The organism is Polynucleobacter sp. 86C-FISCH (assembly GCF_018882415.1).
GTDB lineage: Bacteria > Pseudomonadota > Gammaproteobacteria > Burkholderiales > Burkholderiaceae > Polynucleobacter.
This window is the reverse complement of the sequence record NZ_JACVOL010000001.1, coordinates 775046-798618: the sequence shown is the minus strand read 5'-3', so window position 1 is coordinate 798618 and position 23573 is coordinate 775046. Positions and strand designations below refer to the sequence as shown.

Here is a 23573-nt window from a genome sequence, read left to right as displayed (position 1 = left end):
GATAAAAACGAAACCGGAGTAATTCATGAGCACAGTCTCTACTACCCACGATCACGCACACGACCACGCGCACGACGATCACACGCCACATGGTTGGCGTCGTTGGTTGTTCGCAACCAACCACAAAGACATCGGCACGATGTATTTGATCTTCTCATTCGTTAGCTTGCTAGCTGGCGGTGTGATGGCTTTGGGAATTCGTTTGGAATTGTTCCAACCTGGTTTGCAGTTCCTGCGTCCAGAGTTCTTTAATCAACTGACAACCATGCACGGTTTGGTGATGGTGTTCGGCGCGATTATGCCGGCCTTCGTTGGCTTTGCTAACTGGATGGTGCCTTTGCAAATCGGTGCATCTGATATGGCATTTGCCCGTATGAACAACTTTAGCTTCTGGATTCTTCCAGTGGCAGCAACATTGTTGTTGAGCTCATTCTTGGTTCCTGGTGGCGCTCCATCAGGTGGCTGGACTATCTATGCTCCATTGACTTCACAAATGGGCCCTGGCATGGACATGGCGATTTTTGCACTTCACTTGTTGGGTGCTTCATCGATCATGGGTTCGATCAACATCATCGTAACTATTTTGAACATGCGCGCTCCTGGCATGACATTAATGAAGATGCCAATGTTCTGCTGGACATGGTTGATCACTGCTTACTTGTTGATCGCTGTGATGCCTGTATTGGCTGGCGCAATTACGATGGTTCTGACTGACCGTCATTTCGGTACTTCATTCTTCTCCGCAGTTGGCGGTGGCGACCCAATCATGTTCCAGCATATTTTCTGGTTCTTCGGTCATCCAGAGGTTTACATCATGATTCTTCCAGCATTCGGAATCGTGAGTGAAATCGTTCCTGCTTTCTCCAGAAAGACATTGTTTGGTTACAGCTCAATGGTTTATGCAACTGCATCGATCGCGATCTTGTCTTTCATCGTTTGGGCTCACCACATGTTTGCAACTGGTATGCCAGTAACTGGTCAGTTGTTCTTTATGTACGCAACCATGTTGATTGCAGTTCCAACTGGTGTGAAGATTTTCAACTGGGTAGCAACAATGTGGAAAGGTTCAATGACCTTTGAAACTCCAATGTTGTGGGCTATTGGCTTTATCTTCGTTTTCACCATGGGTGGCTTTACTGGTTTGATCTTGGCAATGGCGCCAATTGATATCGGCGTACAAGATACTTACTACGTTGTTGCTCACTTCCACTATGTTTTGGTTGCAGGTTCATTGTTCGCAATGTTTGCTGGCTTCTACTACTGGTGTCCAAAGTGGACTGGCTACATGGCTAATGAAACTCGCGGCAAGATCCATTTTTGGGCTTCCATGATTTTCTTCAACATCACCTTCTTCCCAATGCACTTCTTGGGCTTGGCAGGTATGCCACGTCGCTATGCTGACTATCCAACTCAGTTTGCTGACTTCAATGCGATTGCATCGATCGGTGCATTGGGCTTTGGTTTAGCGCAGGTTTATTTCTTGCTCTTCGTTGTAATGCCAGCGTATCGTGGCCAAGGCGAAAAAGCTCCAATGAAGCCATGGGATGGCGCTAAGGGTCTTGAGTGGACAGTACCGTCACCAGCACCACATCACACTTTTGAAACTCCGCCTAGCGCAGAGCAGATGCGTGAAGCAGGAATTTAATTCATCAGGTAAGCAAGCCCTTGCTGCGAATAATCGCAGGATGGGCTTCATTCTGTTGAGCGTAGTAGCAGTTTTTTTTATTGGCATTGTGATTAAACGGAGCTTGTTGGGTTAAGCCCGCTGATGACGATGGTTATAGATCAAGCACTCAACCGCCAAATTTTGTTGAAGCTCTTAATTGCAGCTGTGATGATGTTTGGTTTTGGCTATGCCTTAGTTCCGATGTACAAGGCCTTGTGTGAGGTCACCGGAATTAACGTAGTAACAAGCAAGAATGATTATGGTGTCAGAGCCTTCAGCCCTAATAAGGTTGGCAATACCCAAGTTAACTATGCTCGTACAGTAACTATTGAGTTTGATTCAAATAGCCGCGGCCCGTTTACCTTCAAACCAGTAAAGAACTTTTTAGAAGTACACCCTGGTGAAATGACAGAGATTGTTTATGAAGTGACTAACAATCAAAATCGCCCAGTGCGTGCTCAAGCAATACCGAGTTATGCGCCTAAAAGTGCAACGGAGTTTTTTACTAAATTAGAGTGCTTTTGCTTTCAGGAGCAAACGCTAGCAGCAAAAGAAACAAAAAAGATGCCGGTAGTCTTTGTGATCGATGCAGGTTTACCGGATGATGTAAAAACAATTACTTTGTCATATACCTTCTTTGAGTTGGGTTTAGGCGGTACGCCGCCAGCCCCTAAATCAAGGTTGGCTTCATGAAAAAGAAAAGTAGTTTTATGCAGTCTATGAAAGCCGTGATGTGGGGCTTTTTGGGGGTGCGTAAGAAGTCTGGTTTGCAGGAAGATGTTGCTTCATTGAGTTTTGTGCACATTATCATTGCAGGTGTTATTGGCGCCTTGATTTTTATGGGCGTCCTCCTGTTGATAGTGAAAGTAGTTGTGTCCCATTGATTATTTTTTGATTGAATAGAGAGAATAAGATGTCATCCAATTCAACCCCATACTATTTCGTCCCTGGACTATCTAGACATCCAGCAATGGCCGCTTTTGGCTTAATTGCTTTTGGCTTTGGTATTTCTGGATGGGTAAATCATGCCTCTTGGGGCGGACCTTTGACCCTCGCGGGCGTTGCGTTTGTTCTCTACGTTCTCTATAACTGGTTCGGTGACACGATTGCAGAATCTAATGCTGGCAAGAACGGTGTCAACGTTGACATCTCCTATCGCTGGTCGATGGCTTGGTTCATCTTCTCTGAAATCATGTTCTTCGGCGCATTCTTTGCAGCTTTGTTCTATGCGCGCAATATTGCGATGCCTTGGATGGGCGATGTAGAAAGCAAATTGCTTTGGCCTAATTTCCAAGCTGTTTGGCCAAATGATGGTCCTGCTGGTTTGGTTGAGAAATTCACCACCATGGGTCCTTGGCCAATTCCAACAATCAACACATTGTTGCTCTTGAGCTCTGGTGTAACGATCACTATCGCTCACCATGCGTTAGTAGAGAACCATATGAAGAAAGCAATCATTGGCTTGGCTGCAACGGTTGGTTTGGGTATTGTTTTCTTGGGCTTCCAGGTTTATGAGTACTACCATGCATATCATGAGCTGAACTTGAAGCTGACTTCAGGCATTTATGGCTCTACATTCTTCATGTTGACTGGTTTCCACGGCTTCCACGTTTTCCTTGGCGGCACAATGTTAGCGATTGTCTTGCGTCGTATGATTCGTGGCGACTTCACTTCTCAGCATCATTTTGCATTTGAAGGGGCTGCTTGGTACTGGCACTTCGTTGACGTAGTCTGGCTCGGCCTGTACATCGCTGTTTACTGGATGTAATCTAATAAAAATCGGGGCCTAAAGCCCCGATTTGTTTTTAAGCCTTCAAGAAAGGCACCGTTTAATTGGTGCCTACTTTAATTCCAGTGGCCTCAATGAGTCCAAAGTAGTGGGCCAGTAGAATTCCGGCAAACAGTGCGATAGAGAGTCCGATACGCAGCATGAGTGAGTGGACCATGCGTGAGCTATTGCCCCTATCTTTCATCATGTAATACAAAGCCGATCCTAAGCTAAAAACAATCATTAGTAGGACAATTGGAATAATCCACTTCATCACAAATCCTTATTAATAAATCTCTTGAATAGTCTTTTTACCGCTCTCATTACAAAGCGCATAGTTGCTACTGTATCAGCCTTGATCGTGATTGCGATTGGCTGTGGAGCAGGTATTTGGCAGCTGAGTAGGGCGGATACCAAAATTGCCTTGGCTGCTAATTTGTTGGTCCGCCAACAAATGCCTATCTTGAGTGCGAATGCCGGTCCCTGGTCTTTAGAGGAGGCTCGTGAGCGCCGCATGATTGCAAGGGGGCAATACCTTCCCGAAGCGGCCATTTGGCTGGATAACCGGCCTAGACCCATTCCGCCTGCCGGCAGCACTACTTCGCAATCGGGTTTCTATCTGATGATGCCTTTAAGGCTAGAGGGCAAGGATGAGGTTCTTTGGGTTAATAGGGGTTGGGCGCCACGCAACAATGAAAATCGTGAGACCTTGCCGCCAGTACAAACGCCAAATCGGATGGTCAATGTAGAAGGCATCGTTTTTGCGCAGCCTGGTAAGGTTTATGAGTTGGGTAGCGGCAAGAATGCCATTGATCCTAGTAAGCCTAGGATTGAGCAAAATTTTGACTTGGTGTCTGAAGGTAGGTTGCATAGCTGGACGCAAGCTCCATTTATTTTGCGTGAGATTGAGGTCGGTTCGGATGATGGTTTGCTACGTGAGTGGCCGCCTCTGACAAGTGGAGTCGATCGCCATTATGCTTATGCATTCCAGTGGTTTGCTTTAGCTTTTGCTGGTTTCGTATTTTGGTTGGCTACAGGTTTGCGGCAATATAAACGTCAGGGTTTTGGTCATGGGCATCGAGGGGATCAAGGGTGAGTGATAAAGAGTTATTAATTCCGGCATCACAGGTAGATTCAGCTGCTATTAATGCGCGTACCCGTCGTGGTCGCATTCAGATGCTGTTGTTACTGTTGGCTTGCGCCTCTCCAGTGATCGCGTCCTATTTTACGTATTACGTAATTAAGCCTACAGGGGGTAAAACCAATTTAGGTACCCTTGTTTATCCAGCTCAAGATTTCAATACGGCATGGCTTGATACGCCCACAAAAGGTAAATGGAGTCTTTTAATTGCTCGCCCTGCTGGTGAATGCAAGGTTAAGGATGAGAAATGTATTGAAGCTTTATTTTTGATGCGTCAAGTAAAGGTTGCCATGGGAAGAGAGGGTGGCCGACTGCAACTTTTATGGATCAATACAGATGGTCAGCCTGTTGATTCAGAAGTCATCAAAGCGTATGACGAAAAGGCTGCGGGCTTCAAAATTGTTTCCCTTCCGTCAGATCCTAAACTTCGTTCTGACTTTGAGGCATGGCTAAATAAAGAGGGTGCGGGTCAGCAGATTCAATTAGTAGACCCGAGTCCCGCAAAGATGATGTACTTCCCGGTGACAAACTCTCCTAAGGAGTTCGCTGGTATGAAGAAAGATCTAGAAAAGCTCTTAAAGTTAAATCACAAGGGCGAGAACTTGTAATGCCAAGTTTGATTTTGTTTCTGGAGTTGGCGGCTATTGCAATCATTTTTGCCGGCTTGCCGCTAATGTATCTTTGGAGAAAGCCGGGCTATAGCTTTTTCCAAAAACTCAATTGGGTATTAGTCTTTATGACTTTTGATCTCATTGTGTTTGGAGCATTTACACGCCTCACCGACTCAGGCTTAGGTTGTCCTGACTGGCCTGGGTGCTATGGCACTTCGAACCCCTTTCATGCACTCAATGAAATTCAGCAGGCTGAGAGCGCCATGCCTACTGGGCCTGTTACGGTTATCAAAGCTTGGATCGAGATGATTCATCGCTATTTGGCGATGACTGTAGGCGCGCTCATTTTGGTGCAAGTAGGAATCGCTTTTAGTAAGCTCAAGTCTTTAGGAAAAAATCCCTTATTGGGTAGCCTCGGTTTACTTGTATTAGTTTGTGTGCAAGGCGCCTTTGGTGCTTGGACTGTGACCCTCAAGTTACAGCCCATTATTGTTACCATTCATTTGATGTTGGCCTTGGTTTTATTGTCCTGCTTAACTTTGTATGCGCAACAATCTTGGGAGCAAAAGCTTTCTGCAGTTCGCGCTCTTCGTATTCGACCTCTTTCAGCGCAGCTTCTCACCCTTTCTTTTGTGGTTCTATTTATCCAGGTTTTCTTGGGTGCTTGGGTGAGTACGAATTACGCCGTCCTAGCGTGCCCAGATTTCCCGACCTGTATGGGCAGCGTATGGCCAGAAACCAATTGGAGCGAAGGCTTTACCCTTTGGCGCCAATTGGGTTTAAATGCCCAAGGTGAATTTATCTCTCCCGTAGCCTTGCAAACCATTCATTGGGCGCATCGCCTCTTTGCGATATTGGTGTTAGTGGTGTTGGGCGCATTGGGCTTTAAAGCACTTCAGTTGGCAACCCCCGTCTTATCTGGTCTGTGTTTAGTGGCTAAGCTGTTGCTGGCTGTACTTCTGCTGCAGATCGTGACTGGTATCTCGAATGTGATATTTCAGTGGCCTTTATTAGCCGCTCTATTACATACCGCTGGCTCGGCTGCTTTGGTATTCTGTTTAGTCAGAATGAGTTATTGGGCCTCTTGGAAGCCTTTCATTCAAAAGAAGATGGCATAAATATGACTGACTCTAAAACAAGCGCGCCAGTGGTAATGCCACGTTGGCGTCAATATTGGGTTTTAACCAAACCCAGAGTGACTCAGCTCGCCGTATTTTGCGCTGTGATTGGTATGTTCTTGGCGACGCCTGGTATGGTTCCTTACCCAGTGCTCTTTGGCGGCATTGTGGGCATTTGGCTTTTGGCCGGCGCAGCGTTTGCGGTGAATTGTTTAATTGAGCAAGCTGTTGATGCCAAGATGAAGCGTACTTCTTGGCGTCCATCTGCCACGGGTGAAGTAACACCATTTCACATCATTATTTTTTCCATCATTTTGGGCTCGCTCGGAATGGTTATTTTGTGGACCTTCTGCAACCCTTTAACAATGTGGCTAACGCTTGCCACGTTCGTTGGATATGCAGTGATCTATACCTGGCTGCTGAAGCCCGCTACACCGCAAAATATTGTGATTGGGGGCTTGTCCGGTGCAATGCCGCCAGCATTGGGCTGGGCGGCGGTAACCAATACCCTTTCAGCAGAAGCGTGGCTCCTAGTTCTGATTATCTTTGTATGGACGCCCCCACATTTCTGGGCTTTGGCTTTGTATCGCCGTGATGACTATGTGCAGTCAGGCTTGCCAATGCTGCCGGTGACTCATGGTGAGCGCTTTACGCTTTTGAATATCGTTCTCTATACCTTGATTCTGATTGCCGCCACGATGTTGCCTTATATCTATGGCATGAGCGGTATGGTGTATTTGATATCAGCCATTATTCTCGGTTTATTGTTCTTGGCTTATGTAGTTGCGCTATTTATTTCTTATAGCGATGCTTTGGCTAAGAAAACATTCCGTTTTTCCATTACCTATCTATCGCTACTCTTTGCAGCGCTTTTAATAGACCACTATTTCCTTTGAGATCCCTATGAATTTTCTACGTGTTTGCTTTCTGGCAATACTGTGTTTTGTATTAACTGCTTGTAGTCCAAAGCCAGAGTTCAAAAACATTGATATCACCGGCAGCACAGCCTTTGGGAAAGACTTTAGTTTGTTGGATCCAGATGGGAAGGTGAGAACCTTGGCTGACTTTAAGGGCAAAGTAGTTGTGATGTTCTTTGGTTATACCCAGTGTCCTGATGTCTGCCCAACGACCTTGACCGAGATGCAGCAAGTCATGACTCTGCTGGGACCCCAGTCAGATAAGGTTCAAGTGCTTTTTGTGACGGTGGATCCTGAGCGAGATACGGCGGAGATTTTGAAGCAGTACGTGCCTGCATTTGATCCGCGTTTCTTAGGCTTGCGTCCAGCGGATGAGGCTGCATTAGAGAAGGTCACCAAAGACTTTAAGATTTATTACAAGAAGGTGCCAGGCACCAAGCCAGGCTCCTACACCATGGATCACACAGCAGGTAGCTATGCATTTGATCCAGAGGGTCGCTTACGTTTATATATCAAACACGCACAAGGCCCCGAGACCTTGGCGCATGATTTGAAAGAACTGCTGAAGTAAAAATGAAAAGGGTTCTTAATCGAACCCTTTTTTATTTAGGCTGCCTGGAGTAATCCACGCATCTTTTTGAGCGCTGCAGTTTCGATTTGGCGCACGCGTTCAGCAGAGATGCCGTACTCATCAGCAAGATCATGCAATGTCTTGGTGCCATTGCCTTCAGCATCCATCGCTAACCAACGAGATTGCACAATATTGCGACTACGCTCATCTAAAGCCATCAATGCTTGATCTAATTTAGGGCCCTGCAAGGCATCCGCTTCAGCGCTGGCAATGCGAGCGGTAGGCTCTTGCGAGCTATCTGCCAGCCACTGAATAGGTGCATATGCAGACTCATCATCACTGTCATCGCCCTCAAGCGCAACATCTCCGCCAGCAAGACGCATTTCCATTTCTTTGACGTCAGAACCTTTGACATCAAGCGCTTTAGCCAAAGCATCCACTTCACTTGGAGTCAGAGCGCTTAAGGTAGGTTTATTGCTGCGCAAATTAAAGAATAATTTACGTTGTGCTTTAGTGGTCGCAGTTTTAACCAGGCGCCAGTTCTTGAGAATGTACTCATGAATTTCTGCTTTGATCCAATGAATCGCGTAAGACACTAAGCGAGCACCATTGTTTGGGTCGTAGCGTTTTACTGCTTTCATCAAGCCGATATTGCCTTCTTGGATTAAGTCTGCGTGTGGAATGCCATAGCCAAGATATTGGCGAGCAACAGAAACCACTAAACGCAAATGTGACAGCACTAAAGTTTTAGCGGCATCGACATTTTCTGTGCGACGAAATTCCTGCGCAAGATGCAATTCTTCCGCAGCGCTGAGCATCGGTACGCGATTAACGTACGCAATGTATGAATCGAGAGTGCCAACCCCAAGAGTTGGCAGCATTGGAAATGCAGACGCCGCCGCAGTCTGCGCGACTGGCAGCGCTTGCAAATTCGGTTTGTCAGATTTCTTTTGAACCATTTTTTCTTATAAATATGAGGTGTTAATAGAGTTCTATTTTAGCACTCTTGTCAAGAGAGTGCTAATCGTTTTTAACCGCTATAAGTTGCTGATTTAATTGAATAATTCGGAAGAATATTGCCCTGCTGTAAAGGGGGCTAAATCATCAATTCCCTCGCCTTTGCCTAGGGCTAGAACAGCGGGTTTTGGACCATCTTGTAGGGTGTGGGCAAGGGCGCATATCACGCCACCTTTGGCGGTGCCATCAAGCTTGGTCACAATGATTCCAGTCAGTCCCAAGGCGGCATGAAATGCCTTTACCTGGCTTAGACCGTTCTGCCCGGTATTACCGTCCAAAACAAGAAGTGTGTGGTGAGGTGCTCCAGGGAGTGCCTTGCCAATGACACGTTTCACCTTCTTGAGTTCTTCCATCAGATTGTCCTGGGTTGCCAGACGACCTGCGGTATCAATAATAAGGATGTCATTCTTGCGTGAGATGGCAGCATGAATTGCGTCATGCGCAACGGCGGCAGCGTCACCACCTTCCTGAGTGATGACATCCACTTGATTGCGTCCACCCCACTCTTGAAGCTGGTTACGTGCGGCGGCTCTGAAGGTGTCTCCAGCAGCCAGGAGAACTGATTTACCTTGAGACTGAAAGAGTCTGCAGAGTTTGCCAATAGTTGTAGTCTTGCCAGCACCGTTTACCCCTACAACTAACCATACCTCTGGAGTGTTAGGCTTATCACTAGTAAAGAGTGGGTTTGGTGAAGGCTCAATAGCAGTGAGTAATGAGCTGACTTCTTGAATAAGTAGCGCTTGTAACTCTTCGGGGCTGGAGGCTTTCTCTGATTTTGCTGCTTTACGTAGTTTGCTGATGAGTTGTTCGGTCGTAGGAAGGCCCACATCACTTTGTATTAGCGATTCTTCCAAAGTATCAAACCAAGATTCATCAATCTTGCTTGATTTGAAAAGGGATCCGAGGGTTTTACGTAAGCCGAACATAATCGATACAATTTAAAACATGCATCTTATCAATTTAATTCTTAAGGTATGATGATTTAGCAGATGCTTTCTAATTTACTTCGAATTTCCTTTGTATTCATCCTATTTACTCAAATTAGTTGGGCTGCTGGTGCTCAACCTGCTGATACGCATGAATATCAACTAAGCAATGGCCTGAAATTGATTGTCAGAGAAGATCATCGCGCGCCAACAGTCGCGCATATGGTCTGGTATCGAGCTGGCTCTATGGATGAGGTCAACGGCAAGACTGGTGTTGCCCACGTGCTTGAACACATGATGTTTAAAGGCACTCATAAGGTGAAGTCTGGAGAGTTTTCACGTTTAGTGGCGGCTGTTGGTGGGCGCGAAAATGCATTTACATCACGTGACTACACCGCATACTTTCAGCAAGTTGAAAAATCAAAGTTAGAGAATGTGATCAAGCTTGAGGCTGATCGTATGTCCAATCTCAATTTTGACGACGCAGAGTTTTTAAAAGAAATTCAAGTTGTCATGGAAGAGCGCCGCTTACGTACTGAAGATAATCCAAGTAGTTTGCTCAATGAATCTCTGATGGCAACTGCTTACATGAGCTCTCCCTATCGTCATCCTGTGATTGGCTGGATGAATGATTTGCAAAATATGAAGCCAGTGGATGCACGAGATTGGTATCGGAGTTGGTACGCGCCAAATAATGCAACCGTGGTAGTAGCTGGAGATGTGGACGCAAAACAAGTTCTAGCCATGGTGGAAAAATATTACGGCGCAGCTGCTGCTCACGAACTGCCAGTTCGTAAACCTCAAATTGAGCCGCCACAAAAAGGGATTAAGCAGGTTCAGGTAAAAGCACCGGCAGATAATGCTCAGTTAGCTATGGCCTGGAAGGCGCCCCGCCTTGAGCCTGGGAAGCTTGATGATGTTGAGCCATATGCATTAGAGCTGCTGACAGCTGTTCTGGATGGTTATGACAATGCTCGCCTAAACCGCACTCTAGTTAAGCAACAAAAAGTAGTGAATGATGTTGGCGTGGGTTACGACATGATCTCTCGCGGACCAGAGTTATTTTTAATTGGCGCAACGATGGCCAAGGGTAAGACGGTAGAGCAGGCTCAGGCAAGCATTCGGAAGGCGCTTGAAGAAGTAAAGAAAAAAGGAATATTAGAGTCTGAGCTCAAAAGAATTAAGGTGCGAATTTTGTCTGACCAAATTTATAAGCGTGATTCCATCTTTGGTCAGGCAATGGAAATCGGCTCTACCGAGATGGCGGGTTTTTCTTGGAAAGACATCAACTATATGTTGGAGAAAATGCAGACCATTACTCCAGAACAAGTCCAAGCAGTTGCAAAAAAATATTTGGTTGATGAGGGTTTGACGATTGCTATTTTGGATCCGCAGACTCGTAAATCTGCTGACAAGGAGGTTAAATAATGAATGCCTTCTTAAGAATAATTTCAGCTTGTCTATTAGGTTTGGGTGTGCTGGGTAATGCTTACGCAATCTTGCCGATTGAGAAATTGGATTCCTTTAAGGGTGCCCAAGCCTATTTAGTGCAGACCAAGGCATTGCCCATGGTCGATATTGAGGTCAGTATTGATGCAGGTGACCGCTATGACCCTTCTGGCAAAAGCGGTGTGGCTGATATGGTTGCAGGCCTTATGAATTATGGCGCTAGAGGCGACAAGGGCTTACTAACAGAAGCTCAAATAGCTGATGAAATTGCTGATTTAGGTGCCAATATTGGTTTATCGGTGGGTGGCGAGAGAGCAATTCTGCGTATTCGCAGTCTCAGCAGAAAAGATTTGCGCGACAGGGCGGTGCAATTGGCTGCAGCCATGTTGAGTGCGCCAAGTTATGATCCGAAAATAGTTGAGCGTGAGAAGCAAAGAACAATCACGAGTTTGCGTGAAGCCGAAACAAAGCCAGAATTTGTTTTAGAGCGACGTTTTAAAAAATCAGTTTATGGAAACTATCCTTTAGCAGACTCACCATCGGTGCAGTCAGTTGGTTCTGTAAACGTGAATGACCTCAAGCAATTTCATAAGCAGTTTTATCGCGGTGATCGGATGATTGTGAGCATTGTGGGAGACGTGGATCGTTCTCAAGCTGCCGAAATCGTACAGACTTTGTTAAAGCAGATTCCTCAATCTGGCCAAGCTATTGCGAAGTTGCCCGATCTGCAGCGTTCCCCAGTAGAGGCCTTGGCTCAACGAGAGATTCAAATTCCGTTTGATTCCCAGCAAGCCCATATAGCCATGGGAATGACTGCTGTAGCGCGTAACAATCCTGATTATTTCCCGTTGCTCGTCGGTAACTACATTTTGGGCGGCGGCGGTTTTGTATCTCGTCTAATGTCTGAGGTGCGTGAGAAGCGTGGCTTGGCATATAGCGTGTTTAGCTACTTTGCCCCTGGAAAAGAAAACGGTATTTTTCAAGCGGGTCTACAAACCAAGAATGATCAAGCTGCTCTTGCTTTGGATGTGATGAGCACAACGATTGCTCAATTTATTGCCGATGGCCCCACCCCATCAGAACTCGAAGCAGCTAAATCAAACTTAATCAATGGCTATCCACTACGGATTGATAACAACCGTAAATTATTGGATAACGTTTCTTCCATTGCCTGGAATGATTTACCTCTCGACACTATGGATGTTTGGACCAAGCAAGTTGAGGCAGTGACATTAGAGCAAGTTAAAGCTTCGTTCCAAAAATATCTGGCAATGGATCGTATGAAGATCGTTGTATTGGGAGCAAAAAATAAATAAGCTCAATAAAGCGAATAAGCCTCTGAATACTGAACCCCCCAAGAAGGTTCGGATTATTGGGGGTAACTGGAGGAGTCGTTTGCTAACGGTTTTAGATTTGCCGGGTCTTCGTCCCACAACTGACCGAATCCGAGAGACGCTATTTAATTGGTTGGGGCAGGATTTATCAGGCTTACGCTGCTTAGATCTTTTTGCCGGTACTGGCGCCCTAGGTTTTGAGGCAGCTTCGAGAGGGGCGCAATTAGTGATCTTGCTGGAGAAGGATAAGAAGGCTCACGCAAACTTAAACACTAACTTTGCTTTATTGCAGTCATCTCCCGCTGATGGGGTTGTAGAAATATTGCAACGAGATAGCTTAGAGTTTTTGAAGCAACAAGCAGATCGCTCCAGTAACTTAATTTTTATTGATCCCCCATTTCAGGATTCGAGCCTATTAGACCGAGCCGTCATTGAGGCGGGAAGAGTGTGTGATGACGCTTCTGGAGGTGGTATTTATGTCGAATTCCCATCTACCCGTCCTCGCGAAGAGATAGAGGCCCTACTGCCGGACTGGCATTGTGGAAAATACTTAGAGGCAGGACAGGTAAAAGCTTGTCTATTTCGGGGTGGAAGAGGCTAAACTCTTGCCTGTAGCTGATAAAGCCTTAGGAATATTATGACTGTTGCTGTATACCCTGGAACATTTGATCCATTTACTCGTGGTCACGAGGACTTGGTGCGTCGTGCATCTAGCATTTTCACAGAGCTAATTGTGGGTGTCGCCGATAGCCGTAGCAAGCGCCCATTCTTTACATTGCAAGAGCGTATTGATATCGCCAAGGAAGTGCTGGGACATTATCCCAATGTCAAAGTTGTGGGCTTTACTGGTCTGTTAAAAGATTTTGCGCGTGAGCATAATGCGCGCGTGATTGTGCGTGGTTTACGAGCCGTCTCTGACTTCGAATACGAGTTCCAAATGGCAGGTATGAATCGCTATTTATTGCCTGATGTTGAAACACTGTTTTTAACTCCATCAGATCAATATCAATTCATCTCCGGAACCTTCGTGCGTGAAATTGCATCGATGGGTGGTGATGTGAGCAAGTTTGTTTTCCCATCAGTGGAAAAATGGCTTGTTCAAAAAATTGCTTCTGGTGCTCAAAACAAAGAATAATCAAATGAAATTTGGCGACTAAATCATGGCTTTAATGATTACGGACGAATGCATCAACTGTGATGTGTGCGAGCCAGAATGTCCGAATGATGCGATTTATATGGGTCTTGAGATTTATGAAATCGATCCCAATAAATGCACGGAATGTGTGGGGCATTACGATGCACCTCAGTGCCGCCAAGTTTGCCCCGTAGACTGTATTCCGTTTAATCCTGAGGTTGTTGAATCTCAAGAGCAGTTGATGGTGAAGTTCAAGCTATTAACTGCCAATAAGAAAGCCAACCCAGCCTAACTAGGCGGCTTATTGGGTCAGCCCTTCGAGTGCAGCTCCATCATGGCGGTTTGGGTATCGCCCTTCAAAAAGAGTGACAAAATTTGTAAGCCATTTTCAATGCTGGCATCGATAAGTTTTTGCTCGGCTAATTGCGGTCTGCGCAATACATAATCTGCAACGTCCATAGGGCGGCCATCGCCTGCTACATCTCTGGGGTGACCAATGCCTAGGCGCAAGCGCCAATACTCTGGGGTACTTAAATGCGCCTGAATATCTTTTAAGCCGTTGTGACCACCTGTGCCCCCACCTAGTTTCAGTCGTGCAGTTCCCGGCTTGAGATCCAGTTCGTCTTGCACCACCAAAATATCTGCAGGTGTCATTTTATGAAAACGACATAGCGCGCCAACAGACTGACCACTCAGATTCATGTAAGTGCTCGGCTTTAGTAGAAAGAGATCTTCACCTTCCCATTTTGCTTTTGCCACTTTTCCATGAAAGCGTTTCTCTGATTCAAAACGAACGCCCAATTGTTTTGCTAAGGCATCGACAAACCAGAAGCCAGCGTTATGCCGATCTTCTTCATGTTCATCTCCAGGGTTGCCTAAGCCAACAATTAATTTAGTCATGTTGAGAGTTTAAAGATATAAAAGTATTTCGCCAAAAAAGAATGAAAACTTGGGGCAATAAAAAAGGCCCGCTTGCGCAGGCCTTCTAGTGCAAGTGATTTAGCTAATGAATTAAGCTTTATCCTTTGCCGCATCGGCAGCCGGAGCTGCTGCAGCTGGTGCTGCAGGCGCATCGGTAGGCTCAGCAGCTTTAACTGCTGGGATACGTGCGTTAGCAAGCACTGGGTTCTCTTGCTCAACATGCAATACCAAGGTAACGCCTTTTGGCAATGCGATGTCTTTAGCATGAATACCGTGACCAACTTCAATCTTAGCCAAGTCCACTTCGATGAATTCTGGCAAGTCTGCTGGTAAGCAAGAAACTTCAAGCTCAGTCATGATGTGGCTGATAACAGCGCCTTGCAATTTCACGGCAGCTGAAGTGTCAGCATTTGTGAAGTGCAATGGAACGCGCATATGAACTTTCTCAGTCGCGGATACGCGCTGGAAGTCAATGTGCAATACCAATGGCTTAAATGGATGCATTTGGTAATCGCGCAACAACACTTTTTGTGTCTTGCCACCAATTTCCAAATCCAAAATGGATGAGTGAAATGCTTCTTTACGGAGAGCATGGAACAACGCGTTGTGGTCTAACTCAATGACCAAGGCTGGATCTTTACTACCGTAAACGATTCCCGGAGTTTTTCCGGAATTGCGCAGACGGCGGCTCGCACCCGTTCCCTGTACGCTTCTTTCAAAGGCTACAACTTTCATATTAAATTCCCTAGTTAAGGTTAATTTCCGTTCGCGACCAAACAGAAAAGCATTCGATTATATCGTGGGAAAGGACGTTTTTGTCTACAAAAGGCTTAAAACTGCCAAAAACCGGGGTAAAACAGTGATTTTTGGCTTATTCGGCAAACATCGACATCACTGAATCACCTTTACTAATGCGGGAAAGGGTTTCAGCGAGGATGGGGGCAACGCTTAATTGGCGAATTTTTGCTACTTTCATGGCCTCAGGAGTGAGGGGAATGGTGTCAGTAACAACCAATTCATCTAGTTCAGAAGCTGCAATACGGGCCACAGCACCGCCTGAGAGCACGGCGTGAGTACAGTAGGCGGTAACGCCCTTAGCACCACGCTCTTTAAGCGCCTCAGCGGCTTTACAGAGGGTTCCACCGGTATCAATGATGTCGTCCATGATTACGCAGTGGCGGCCTTCTACTTCGCCGATTAGGTGAATTACTTCAGATACGTTCGCTTTAGGACGGCGTTTATCAATAATCGCCAAATCAGTGCCTAATTGCTTAGCCATCGCGCGGGCGCGAACTACGCCGCCAATGTCTGGAGACACAATGATGAGATCTTTTTTGGTTTTCTGCGCTTCTAAGTCGGCTAAAAGGACTGGAGAGGCGTAGATGTTATCTACTGGGATATCAAAAAAGCCTTGAATCTGGTCGGCATGCAAGTCCATTGTCAAAACGCGCTCAATGCCAGCAACAGACTGGAGCATGTTAGCCACGATGCGTGCAGAGATCGCAACACGCGCTGAACGGGGGCGGCGGTCCTGACGGGCATAGCCGAAGTAAGGAATCACTGCGGTTATACGGCTTGCAGATGCTCGCTTCAGGGCATCAATCATGATCATGAGCTCCATCAAGCTGTCGTTTGTAGGAGCACAGGTTGATTGGATCACTACGACATTTTTGCCGCGAACGTTTTCTTGAATTTCTACTTGGATCTCGCCGTCGGAGAATCGGCCAACAAAGGCTTTCCCCATCGGGAGATTGAGTTCTTTGGCTACAGCCTCAGCCAAAACGGGATTTGCGTTGCCTGTGAAAAGAGTCAATAAATCTGCGTTTATGGAGGACATAGTCTTAAGGGTTTTGTGGGGTCAAAAGGTTTTCTTTGTCGTTTCTACAGTCTTTGGCAGGGGAAGAAGGATTCGAACCTTCGCATGCTGGAATCAAAATCCAGTGCCTTAACCAGCTTGGCGATTCCCCTACAGGTCAATCTGAAGAAATCAAATTGTAAGCGGGATTTTTATTTAGCCCCCGAACAACCCGACCTACCCACCCTTTAGGAAGATTTTGAAGTAGATTTTCTAGTTTTGCGACGTCAGTCTTAGGGTCTAAGACTGCAAAAACGCTACTTCCAGATCCGGACATACGGGGCTGAGAGCCCGGTACTGCCTGGGTAATCCAATCCAAAGCTTGCTTCACTTCTGGGCAAATCCGCATCGCTACCGCCTGACAATCATTTGATTGAAACAGCAATGGCGATGCAAGAAAGCCATCAATTGTAATCTGAGCGTGATCTCGGGTCAATTCCGGGTCTTGAAAAATGCTAGCGGTTGCAATTGCCTGATTGGGGAAGATGACCAAAAAATGAGGGGTATCCAGGGAAATTTCTTGAATTTTCTCCCCGATACCTTCAACAAAGGCATTTTTGCCAAAAATAAAGAATGGGACATCAGCCCCTAGCTTTAAGCCCAAGTCACAAAGAGTTTCATTGGGTAGATTGAGATTCCAAAGATTGTTGAGGCCAATCAATGTGCTTGCCGCATCAGACGATCCGCCACCCATTCCTGCGCCCATCGGAATTTCTTTTTGCAGATCAATCTCAACCCCAGCCTCAAGCTTGCAAAAATCTTTCAACAAGTTTGCAGCGCGTACTACTAAATCTTGTTCAGGTGCAACTCCAGGAATAGGGTTTACTCGGCGTACTTCATTTTCAGGAATGCGTTTTAAGTGGAGCGTGTCACACCAGTCGATGAGTTGAAAAACGGATTGAAGTAGGTGATAACCATCTTCTCTGCGCCCAACAATATGCAAAAAAAGATTGAGCTTAGCTGGCGAGCGAAGAGATAAAGAATCGAGACTCACCATATTCTTCTTGCTTAATCATTCGGTCTATCAAACACAAGACGAATATCAATTGAGCCAATATTCGAACTGCGTGTCATAGTGAGTTTCTCTAGACGACCGGTATTACTCCACGTATAGAGTAGATCCCAACCATCTTGACTAATTTTGTTCACCTGGCCATTAGCATTTCTATCAACGCTCGCTTCACTGCCGGCACGAACCTCGCCTCTTAACCAGTTAGAAAGACCTCTTGCTGGCAGAGGTAGCCCTAAAGCGTTTTGTACTAAGGTGTCAGCATCTACTGCTGTCACTACTTTGCCATCGCTCTCCAAGGTTGCTTCACCCGGCATGATGGTAATTTTTGCAATTGATCCGCCCATGGGATTACGTATCTCTAGTACATCTTTTAACGATTCTTGCGTTAAGGTAAATCCGCCTGAGCCACCTTGATTTTGTGTTTCAGTTAAGCCAATAACTTTGACTGCGAAACGACCATCCCATGAGCCTTTAGCTGTTTGATCATCTCTAGTCCAGTCAGGCTTAAAGCGTTTGAGTGTTTCCTTAAGAGTCGGGTTATTGGCATCCAACTTCTGGCCTTGGCGCCAGATATTTTCTGCTTCGCTCTGACGATTCATGACCCACAAAACCTCTCCAACATGCGCAGCGATATCTGCTTCTGGTTTCATAGCAAATGCTTGTTGCAGTTGCTCTAAGGCGAGAGCATTTTTTCCTAAACGAAAATTCACCCAACCCAAGCTATCCAATATGAAACTGTCTTTTGGTGATAGTTGATGCGCTTTGGTGATTAGTGCAAATGCTTCTGGTAGCTGTACATTTCGATCGGCCAGGGAGTAGCCGAGAGCATTTAAAGAATTCACATCATTTGGGTATTTGCGCAAAATATCGCGCAAGGTTTTTTCCATGACATCGATGCGGCCGACTTTTTCAGCAGACATTGCATAGGTGTAGAGCAAGCCAGGATCTTTGGGTGCAATTTTGACGGTCGACGCGATTTCGTAAAACGCACGCAGTGCATCCGATTCATCTTTTGCTTTGGCAAGCAGTGCTTGTAATTGCAAAAGAGTGTTTTCTTGTTGTGCCGGAGTTTGTTGTCGCAGCAAGGCGATGGCTGGCTTAATTGCATCAGACCAGCGATTGCTCAGAATCAACAGGGTCACTAAGACTTCTTTCGGCTTTGAATCTGAGGCTGGAGATAGTTCATCCCAAGTCTTGGCGGCTTGCATGGCTAGGTCTGGTGAGCCGCCCGCAATCGCTATTTCCATCGCTCTTTGGGCCAACCTAGGATCTTTGTATTGACGCGCCATCTCCAGGTAGGTGTTGTAGGCCAAGCCAGCCTCGCCACGTTGGAGTGCGATTTCGGAGGCAAGCACCTCAAAGATGGCTTCGCCGGTTTGCAATCCATTTGCCTGTGGCTGTGCTTGGGCGTGTGAAATGACTCCACCAGCCAAGGTCACTAGGAATAAAGCCTGTATTAGAGGTTTTAGTGCGAATTTACTCATAAGCACATTCTAATCCGCGAATCTACAATCCATTTATGCCAGAACTTCCAGAAGTAGAGGTCACACGATTAGGAATTGCGCCCCACCTTGTGGGACGCAAAGTCACCGCCTTCAAGATCATTGATGGGCGCTTGCGTTGGCCTGTCCCCGCGAGTCTGAGTAAATCCTTGCCTGGGCAAAAGGTCGGCACGATAGAGCGTCGCGGCAAGTACCTCTTATTGGAAATGGATACGGGTTATTTGCTCATTCATTTAGGGATGACGGGAACCTTGCGGGTATTGCCAAGTTCTGATCCGCTGAAGACCCATGATCGAGTAACGCTGGAATTTGGGAAGTTGAGTTTGCGTTTGCACGACCCCAGAAAATTTGGCGCCGTTTTGTGGCACCCTAAATCTAAGGGCCCCGTGGAAAAATTTACACTTTTGCAAAAACTGGGAGTAGAGCCATTCTCTCCAGAGTTTTCGGGAGAATTAGGTGCAGAGGTTTTGTATCAATCTTCGCGCAAGCGTAGTGTTGCAGTTAAGCAATTTCTTTTGGCGGGCCAAGCAGTTGTCGGTGTTGGCAATATTTATTGTTCTGAAAGCTTATTTGAGGCCGGCATTCATCCTGCTAAGGCAGCCGGAAAGTTAACTCGACCACAATGTTCGCGCCTTGCACAAGCTGTCAGGTTGATACTGAAAAAAGCAATTGATGCTGGTGGTAGCTCGCTAAAAGATTTTGTGAATAGTGATGGCGATCCTGGGCATTTCATGGTTCAAACTAAGGTCTATGATCGCAAGGGCTTGCCATGCAAAGTATGTAAAACGCCCATCAGCCAGATAGTGCAGGGTCAGCGCTCCACCTACTTTTGTTCACAATGTCAAAAGCGCTGATGAACACCTTTGCGCCAAAGTTAATTGCTTGGCATGGCGTCAGCGGGCGATCTGGCTTGCCCTGGCAAGGCAATCGAGATCCTTACGCGGTGTGGGTGTCTGAAATCATGCTGCAACAAACTCAGGTTGCTACAGTGCTTGAGCGCTACCCACGTTTTATGAAACGCTTTCCAACGGTTAAAAAATTAGCCGCTGCAGATATTGATGAAGTATTGGCAGAGTGGGCTGGCTTGGGCTACTACTCTCGCGCCAGAAATTTGCATTCATGTGCCAAGCAGGTAATGACAGAATTTGCGGGGAAGTTTCCAAGTGATCCCGTTTTGCTAGAGCAATTAAAAGGTATTGGTCGCTCTACTGCGGGTGCAGTCGCTGCCTTTGCATTTCATGAGCGTGCACCCATTTTGGATGCTAATGTGAAGCGCATCTTGGCGCGTTTATTTGCGGTTGAGGGTAGCATTCAAGACAAGGCTGTGAATGATCAACTTTGGAATCTGGCAACAGATTTGCTGCCCAAAAAATCGGTTGATATGCCGGTTTATACGCAAGCCTTGATGGACTTTGGTGCAACCTGGTGCACATCACGCAAGCCAGTTTGTTTGGGTTCTGAAAAAAAGTGCCCCTTTGCAAAAGACTGCCAGGCTAATTTGAGCGATCAAGTACTCCTGCTGCCGCAAAAAACTAAGAAAACGAAATCTCCTGAATTCGACTGCAATATGTTGTTGATTCGTTCAGGCAATTCTGTTCTGCTGCAAAAGCGCCCCAGCAAGGCGATTTGGGGTGGCCTCTGGTCTTTGCCTGAATCAGTCTGGAAGCCTAGGGTACCAGGCTCTAAAGAAGCTGATTTGAGCCCACAGGAATTGTTTGAAGCTGCGATGCCACAAGAAAAGACGTTAGCCCTTGCAAAGGCTTGTAAGTCCTTCCAGAAGGCAAATGAAATTAAGCATGTCTTTACTCATAGACGTCTATGGATGCATATATGGCAAGCAAATTGCTCAAAGGAGTTGACGCTTGCAAACCCGGATTTAAAGTGGGTGCCCTTGAATCAGTTGGGGCGCTACGGCCTACCGCAACCGATTAAGATTTTGCTGCAGGGATTGAGTCTAGTTCGCGGTGACGATCTAAAAAATTAAGCTGTAAGTTGCTGAAGTCTTTTTGGCCGCGAAAGTATTCACTTAAGCGATTGACTAAATAAACCGAGCGATGTTGACCTCCGGTGCAGCCGATAGCCACCGTCAGATAACTACGTCCATCGGCAATGTAATGCGGCAGCCAGCGATGAATGAATTGCGTAATATCCGCCTCCATATTCACTACCTCTGGAATTTTTTCCAAGAACTCTTTGACGGGTTTGTCGTTGCCGGTAAGCGGTCTTAGGACTTTGTCGTAGTGAGGGTTGGGTAGACAGCGCACATCAAAAACGAGATCTGCTTCGCTGGGCACACCTTTTTTAAAGCCAAACGATTCAAACACCACAGTCAAGCCAACGGGCTTGTCTTTGAGGAGATCCTGAATCCAGGAGCGCAGCGCATGAGCAGGAATGTTGCTGGTATCAATGCTGTGTGCTTGGGCGCGTAAGGGCTCTAGCAGGTTACGTTCTTTATCAATAGCCTCAATGAGCGTTGCTGATTGGGACTGCTTGGCATTAGTAGATAAGGGGTGGCGACGACGTGTTTCTGAAAAGCGTTGCACCAAAGTATTGGTATCGGCATTTAAGAATACAACTCGGACCTGATGATTTTTGCGTAAGTTCTCAAGAATAGATGGCAGCTCTGCAATAGATTGTCCTCGACGAGCATCTATGGCAACCGCAACTCGCTCGCACTGCTCTTGTTCTAGAGTGGAGATGAGATTTTCTAAAAGAGAAACAGGAAGGTTATCGACGCAGTCATAGCCTGCATCTTCAAAAGCCCTCAGGGCTACTGATTTACCTGAGCCTGAGATTCCGGTAATCAGATTAATTTGCATAACTTAAAGTAAGCGACCCTGTGACTTAATGGAGTCTGCCTCTGCATTCATCTGCAGACGTTGGCGCTCAATGAACTCCTTCAGCGTATCAATGCCACGCAATTGCAAAATCGTATTACGGACGGCTGCCTCTACCAGAACGGCTAAGTTGCGACCTGCAGCAACCTGAATTTTGACCGTACGGATTGGAATGCCCAATACATCAATGTGCTGCGCTTCAAGCGGCAAGCGCTCAAATTCACCATCAGTTCTGCGTACAAGCTGAACAATCAGGCGCAGTTTTAATTTGCGACGAACAGCTGTTTCACCGAAGATCGTACGGATATCCAATAAACCCAATCCACGAACTTCGAGTAAGTTACGCAAGATAACAGGGCAGCGACCCTCAATGTAATCGGGTCCAAGTCGCGCAAAGTCCACTGCATCATCCGCAACCAGGCCGTGGCCACGTGAGATTAATTCAAGACCCAATTCACTCTTGCCAAGACCAGATTCGCCAGTCAGCAGGACGCCCAGACCCAAGATGTCCATAAAGACACCATGCATTGTGATTTGAGGCGCACCAATTTTGGTTAGGTAGGTGCGTAAATGATCAATTACCTCTGCAGCAGAAATCGCAGTAGTAAATAAAGGTGTTGAAGAACGTTGGCAGAAAAGTTGTAAATCAGGGTCTGCGCTCTTGCCGTCGGCCACGATCACGCATGGTGGAGTTTTAGAAATTAAACTCGCAATTTGTTCTTGTTTTTGTTTTGGCTCTAGAGCAGCGTGATAGTCGACCTCTTGCTCGCCAAAGATCTGTATACGGCTCGGGTGGATGAGATTTAAGTGCCCCACCAAGTCAGAGCTGGCGGCAGCCGCTTTTACAGCCTCAGGTGGAAAAGTGCGATCAGCGCCTTCGAGGCCACCAATCCAAGAAAGCTTTAACTCTGAAACATTGTCATCAAAAATCTGCTGAGCAGTTACTCCATCTAGGAGTAATGGCTGAGTCATTTTGCTGTACCCCAGCGTTGTAGGAGGTCGCAAACTTTTGAGGAGTCTGTAGATGAGAGCAAAGTTTGGCGCGCATCAGCGTCTGATAGCAGTTGCGCAATTGAAGAGAGGATTTCTAAATGCTGTTGTGTAGCTTTTTCAGGTACCAATAAGAAAATCAGAATTGATACCGGTTCACCGTCGGGGGCCGCAAACTCAATAGGACTCTGAAGTCGCATAAAGGCAGCGCTTGGCTGCTTCAAGCCTTTAACTCGGCCGTGAGGAATAGCTACCCCAGCACCAAGGGCGGTAGAGCCTAAATCTTCGCGTGCATTAAGGAACTCGACTACAGAATTTTTGTCGATCCCAGTTTGTTTGGCAAACAGCTCTCCAGCGGCTGCAAATGCATCGGCCCTACTTTTGGCAGGTACGTCCAATGCAATGCAGTCGGGAGTAAAAAGATGGGTCAGGGCATTCATGTGAATTGATTATAGGTGTCCTGACGCAAGAGATCACTCAAAATGCTTTTCGTGATGATGATCTTGGACCTTTTCTTTGTGTTTGACAACTTGACGCTCTAGTTTATCCACTACCGCATCCATCGCATGATAGAGATCGGCGTTATGTGCTTCAGCGAACAAATCCTTCCCCTTAAGGTGAATAGTGATCTCAGCGCTTTGGCGAAGATCCTTTTCCTTGGCCTTATCAACTATCAGGAAGGCGGACGCATCAATCACGTGGTCAAAGTGCTTACGAATTTTGGCTAGCCCAGCCTCAAGGTGTGAACGCATTGCGGGCGTAACTTCTACATGACGGCTATTAATTTTTAAATTCATTAGCAA

The 23573-nt window shown here is 46.4% G+C and carries 29 protein-coding genes and 1 tRNA gene; 17 read left to right on the top strand and 13 right to left on the bottom strand.

Annotated elements, in window-relative coordinates; all coding sequences use genetic code 11:
* The first annotated feature begins 25 nt into the window (after positions 1-25).
* The 5 genes from ctaD to ICN10_RS03850 are packed head-to-tail and all read left to right on the top strand — an operon-like array spanning position 26 to position 3434.
* Positions 26-1645 (top strand): cytochrome c oxidase subunit I, encoded by a 1620-nt coding sequence (ctaD, locus tag ICN10_RS03870; protein WP_216212836.1) that lies wholly within the window; start codon positions 26-28, stop codon positions 1643-1645.
* A complete protein-coding gene (locus ICN10_RS03865; RefSeq protein ID WP_216212833.1) occupies positions 1545-1760 on the top strand; it encodes a cytochrome oxidase small assembly protein in 216 nt (71 codons plus the stop codon). The genes ctaD and ICN10_RS03865 overlap by 101 nt, the downstream gene beginning before the upstream one ends.
* 14 nt (positions 1761-1774) lie before the next feature.
* The gene (locus ICN10_RS03860; RefSeq protein WP_068319666.1) at positions 1775-2359 is read left to right on the top strand and encodes a cytochrome c oxidase assembly protein; all 585 of its coding nucleotides are present in this window, start codon (positions 1775-1777) and stop codon (positions 2357-2359) included.
* Positions 2356-2550: a DUF2970 domain-containing protein gene (locus ICN10_RS03855; protein WP_068319664.1), complete on the top strand. Its 195-nt coding sequence runs from the start codon at positions 2356-2358 to the stop codon at positions 2548-2550. Before ICN10_RS03860 ends, ICN10_RS03855 begins: the two co-directional genes overlap by 4 nt.
* A gap of 29 nt (positions 2551-2579) precedes the next feature.
* Positions 2580-3434, top strand: a complete 855-nt coding sequence (locus ICN10_RS03850; RefSeq protein ID WP_216212830.1) for a cytochrome c oxidase subunit 3 — start codon at positions 2580-2582, stop codon at positions 3432-3434.
* Between the two features lie 61 nt (positions 3435-3495).
* Here the strand turns inward: ICN10_RS03850 and ICN10_RS03845 are convergent, their stop codons facing one another.
* Positions 3496-3708 (bottom strand): twin transmembrane helix small protein, encoded by a 213-nt coding sequence (locus ICN10_RS03845; protein WP_215348025.1) that lies wholly within the window; start codon positions 3706-3708, stop codon positions 3496-3498.
* 24 nt (positions 3709-3732) lie between these two features.
* Between ICN10_RS03845 and ICN10_RS03840 the strand changes: the two genes are divergently transcribed.
* From ICN10_RS03840 to ICN10_RS03820, 5 genes are read left to right on the top strand one after another with little or no spacing between them, the layout of a single operon-like run.
* Positions 3733-4530, top strand: coding sequence for an SURF1 family protein (locus tag ICN10_RS03840; protein ID WP_255536798.1), 798 nt, complete (start codon positions 3733-3735; stop codon positions 4528-4530).
* A complete protein-coding gene (locus ICN10_RS03835) occupies positions 4527-5183 on the top strand; it encodes a hypothetical protein (protein ID WP_216212827.1) in 657 nt (218 codons plus the stop codon). Before ICN10_RS03840 ends, ICN10_RS03835 begins: the two co-directional genes overlap by 4 nt.
* A complete protein-coding gene (locus ICN10_RS03830; RefSeq protein WP_216212824.1) occupies positions 5183-6304 on the top strand; it encodes a heme A synthase in 1122 nt (373 codons plus the stop codon). Before ICN10_RS03835 ends, ICN10_RS03830 begins: the two co-directional genes overlap by 1 nt.
* 2 nt (positions 6305-6306) lie before the next feature.
* On the top strand, positions 6307-7200 hold the full coding sequence (cyoE, locus tag ICN10_RS03825) for a heme o synthase (protein ID WP_216212821.1): 894 nt from the start codon (positions 6307-6309) through the stop codon (positions 7198-7200).
* Positions 7201-7207: 7 nt separating this feature from the next.
* Positions 7208-7792, top strand: coding sequence for an SCO family protein (locus tag ICN10_RS03820; RefSeq protein WP_216212818.1), 585 nt, complete (start codon positions 7208-7210; stop codon positions 7790-7792).
* A gap of 35 nt (positions 7793-7827) precedes the next feature.
* Here the strand turns inward: ICN10_RS03820 and rpoH are convergent, their stop codons facing one another.
* Both rpoH and ftsY read right to left on the bottom strand, forming a co-directional pair.
* Positions 7828-8751 (bottom strand): RNA polymerase sigma factor RpoH, encoded by a 924-nt coding sequence (gene rpoH / locus ICN10_RS03815; RefSeq protein WP_216212816.1) that lies wholly within the window; start codon positions 8749-8751, stop codon positions 7828-7830.
* 93 nt (positions 8752-8844) lie between these two features.
* On the bottom strand, positions 8845-9735 hold the full coding sequence (ftsY, locus tag ICN10_RS03810; protein ID WP_216212813.1) for a signal recognition particle-docking protein FtsY: 891 nt from the start codon (positions 9733-9735) through the stop codon (positions 8845-8847).
* Between the two features lie 63 nt (positions 9736-9798).
* On the opposite strand from ftsY, the gene ICN10_RS03805 reads away from it, so the two are divergent.
* The 5 genes from ICN10_RS03805 to ICN10_RS03785 are packed head-to-tail and all read left to right on the top strand — an operon-like array spanning position 9799 to position 13945.
* The gene (locus tag ICN10_RS03805; RefSeq protein WP_216212810.1) at positions 9799-11163 is read left to right on the top strand and encodes a pitrilysin family protein; all 1365 of its coding nucleotides are present in this window, start codon (positions 9799-9801) and stop codon (positions 11161-11163) included.
* Positions 11163-12500 carry a pitrilysin family protein gene (locus tag ICN10_RS03800; protein ID WP_216212808.1) on the top strand — a complete coding sequence of 446 codons (1338 nt, stop codon included), beginning with the start codon at positions 11163-11165 and terminating at the stop codon, positions 12498-12500. The genes ICN10_RS03805 and ICN10_RS03800 overlap by 1 nt, the downstream gene beginning before the upstream one ends.
* Complete coding sequence (gene rsmD, locus ICN10_RS03795) at positions 12475-13119, top strand: 16S rRNA (guanine(966)-N(2))-methyltransferase RsmD (protein ID WP_255536797.1); 645 nt, start codon at positions 12475-12477, stop codon at positions 13117-13119. The genes ICN10_RS03800 and rsmD overlap by 26 nt, the downstream gene beginning before the upstream one ends.
* Before the next feature lie 36 nt (positions 13120-13155).
* On the top strand, positions 13156-13653 hold the full coding sequence (coaD, locus tag ICN10_RS03790; protein WP_216212804.1) for a pantetheine-phosphate adenylyltransferase: 498 nt from the start codon (positions 13156-13158) through the stop codon (positions 13651-13653).
* A gap of 25 nt (positions 13654-13678) precedes the next feature.
* On the top strand, positions 13679-13945 hold the full coding sequence (locus ICN10_RS03785; protein WP_216212800.1) for a YfhL family 4Fe-4S dicluster ferredoxin: 267 nt from the start codon (positions 13679-13681) through the stop codon (positions 13943-13945).
* Positions 13946-13962: 17 nt separating this feature from the next.
* On the opposite strand, the gene pth is transcribed toward ICN10_RS03785, so the two are convergent.
* From pth to ICN10_RS03755, 6 genes are all read right to left on the bottom strand, one after another.
* The gene (gene pth / locus ICN10_RS03780; RefSeq protein ID WP_216212798.1) at positions 13963-14553 is read right to left on the bottom strand and encodes an aminoacyl-tRNA hydrolase; all 591 of its coding nucleotides are present in this window, start codon (positions 14551-14553) and stop codon (positions 13963-13965) included.
* Between the two features lie 111 nt (positions 14554-14664).
* Positions 14665-15309: a 50S ribosomal protein L25/general stress protein Ctc gene (locus ICN10_RS03775; RefSeq protein WP_216212795.1), complete on the bottom strand. Its 645-nt coding sequence runs from the start codon at positions 15307-15309 to the stop codon at positions 14665-14667.
* Positions 15310-15445: 136 nt separating this feature from the next.
* On the bottom strand, positions 15446-16411 hold the full coding sequence (locus tag ICN10_RS03770) for a ribose-phosphate pyrophosphokinase (protein ID WP_216861051.1): 966 nt from the start codon (positions 16409-16411) through the stop codon (positions 15446-15448).
* A gap of 54 nt (positions 16412-16465) precedes the next feature.
* Positions 16466-16542, bottom strand: a tRNA-Gln gene (locus ICN10_RS03765).
* A gap of 5 nt (positions 16543-16547) precedes the next feature.
* A complete protein-coding gene (ispE, locus tag ICN10_RS03760) occupies positions 16548-17426 on the bottom strand; it encodes a 4-(cytidine 5'-diphospho)-2-C-methyl-D-erythritol kinase (RefSeq protein WP_216861050.1) in 879 nt (292 codons plus the stop codon).
* A gap of 11 nt (positions 17427-17437) precedes the next feature.
* On the bottom strand, positions 17438-18925 hold the full coding sequence (locus tag ICN10_RS03755; protein WP_216212792.1) for a lipoprotein insertase outer membrane protein LolB: 1488 nt from the start codon (positions 18923-18925) through the stop codon (positions 17438-17440).
* Between the two features lie 35 nt (positions 18926-18960).
* On the opposite strand from ICN10_RS03755, the gene mutM reads away from it, so the two are divergent.
* Together mutM and mutY are read left to right on the top strand one after the other, a co-directional pair.
* Positions 18961-19797 carry a bifunctional DNA-formamidopyrimidine glycosylase/DNA-(apurinic or apyrimidinic site) lyase gene (mutM, locus tag ICN10_RS03750; RefSeq protein WP_216212789.1) on the top strand — a complete coding sequence of 279 codons (837 nt, stop codon included), beginning with the start codon at positions 18961-18963 and terminating at the stop codon, positions 19795-19797.
* Complete coding sequence (mutY, locus tag ICN10_RS03745; RefSeq protein ID WP_255536796.1) at positions 19797-20927, top strand: A/G-specific adenine glycosylase; 1131 nt, start codon at positions 19797-19799, stop codon at positions 20925-20927. Before mutM ends, mutY begins: the two co-directional genes overlap by 1 nt.
* On the opposite strand, the gene rapZ is transcribed toward mutY, so the two are convergent.
* From rapZ to hpf, 4 genes are read right to left on the bottom strand one after another with little or no spacing between them, the layout of a single operon-like run.
* Entirely contained in the window at positions 20872-21762 is an 891-nt protein-coding gene (rapZ, locus tag ICN10_RS03740; protein ID WP_216212782.1) for an RNase adapter RapZ, read from the bottom strand. The two genes, mutY and rapZ, sit on opposite strands and share 56 nt — an antisense overlap.
* Positions 21763-21765: 3 nt before the next feature.
* Positions 21766-22752, bottom strand: a complete 987-nt coding sequence (gene hprK / locus ICN10_RS03735; protein ID WP_068319631.1) for an HPr(Ser) kinase/phosphatase — start codon at positions 22750-22752, stop codon at positions 21766-21768.
* Positions 22749-23210, bottom strand: a complete 462-nt coding sequence (locus ICN10_RS03730; protein ID WP_216212780.1) for a PTS sugar transporter subunit IIA — start codon at positions 23208-23210, stop codon at positions 22749-22751. Before ICN10_RS03730 ends, hprK begins: the two co-directional genes overlap by 4 nt.
* 33 nt (positions 23211-23243) lie before the next feature.
* On the bottom strand, positions 23244-23567 hold the full coding sequence (gene hpf, locus ICN10_RS03725; protein ID WP_216185460.1) for a ribosome hibernation-promoting factor, HPF/YfiA family: 324 nt from the start codon (positions 23565-23567) through the stop codon (positions 23244-23246).
* Positions 23568-23573 lie beyond the last annotated feature (6 nt).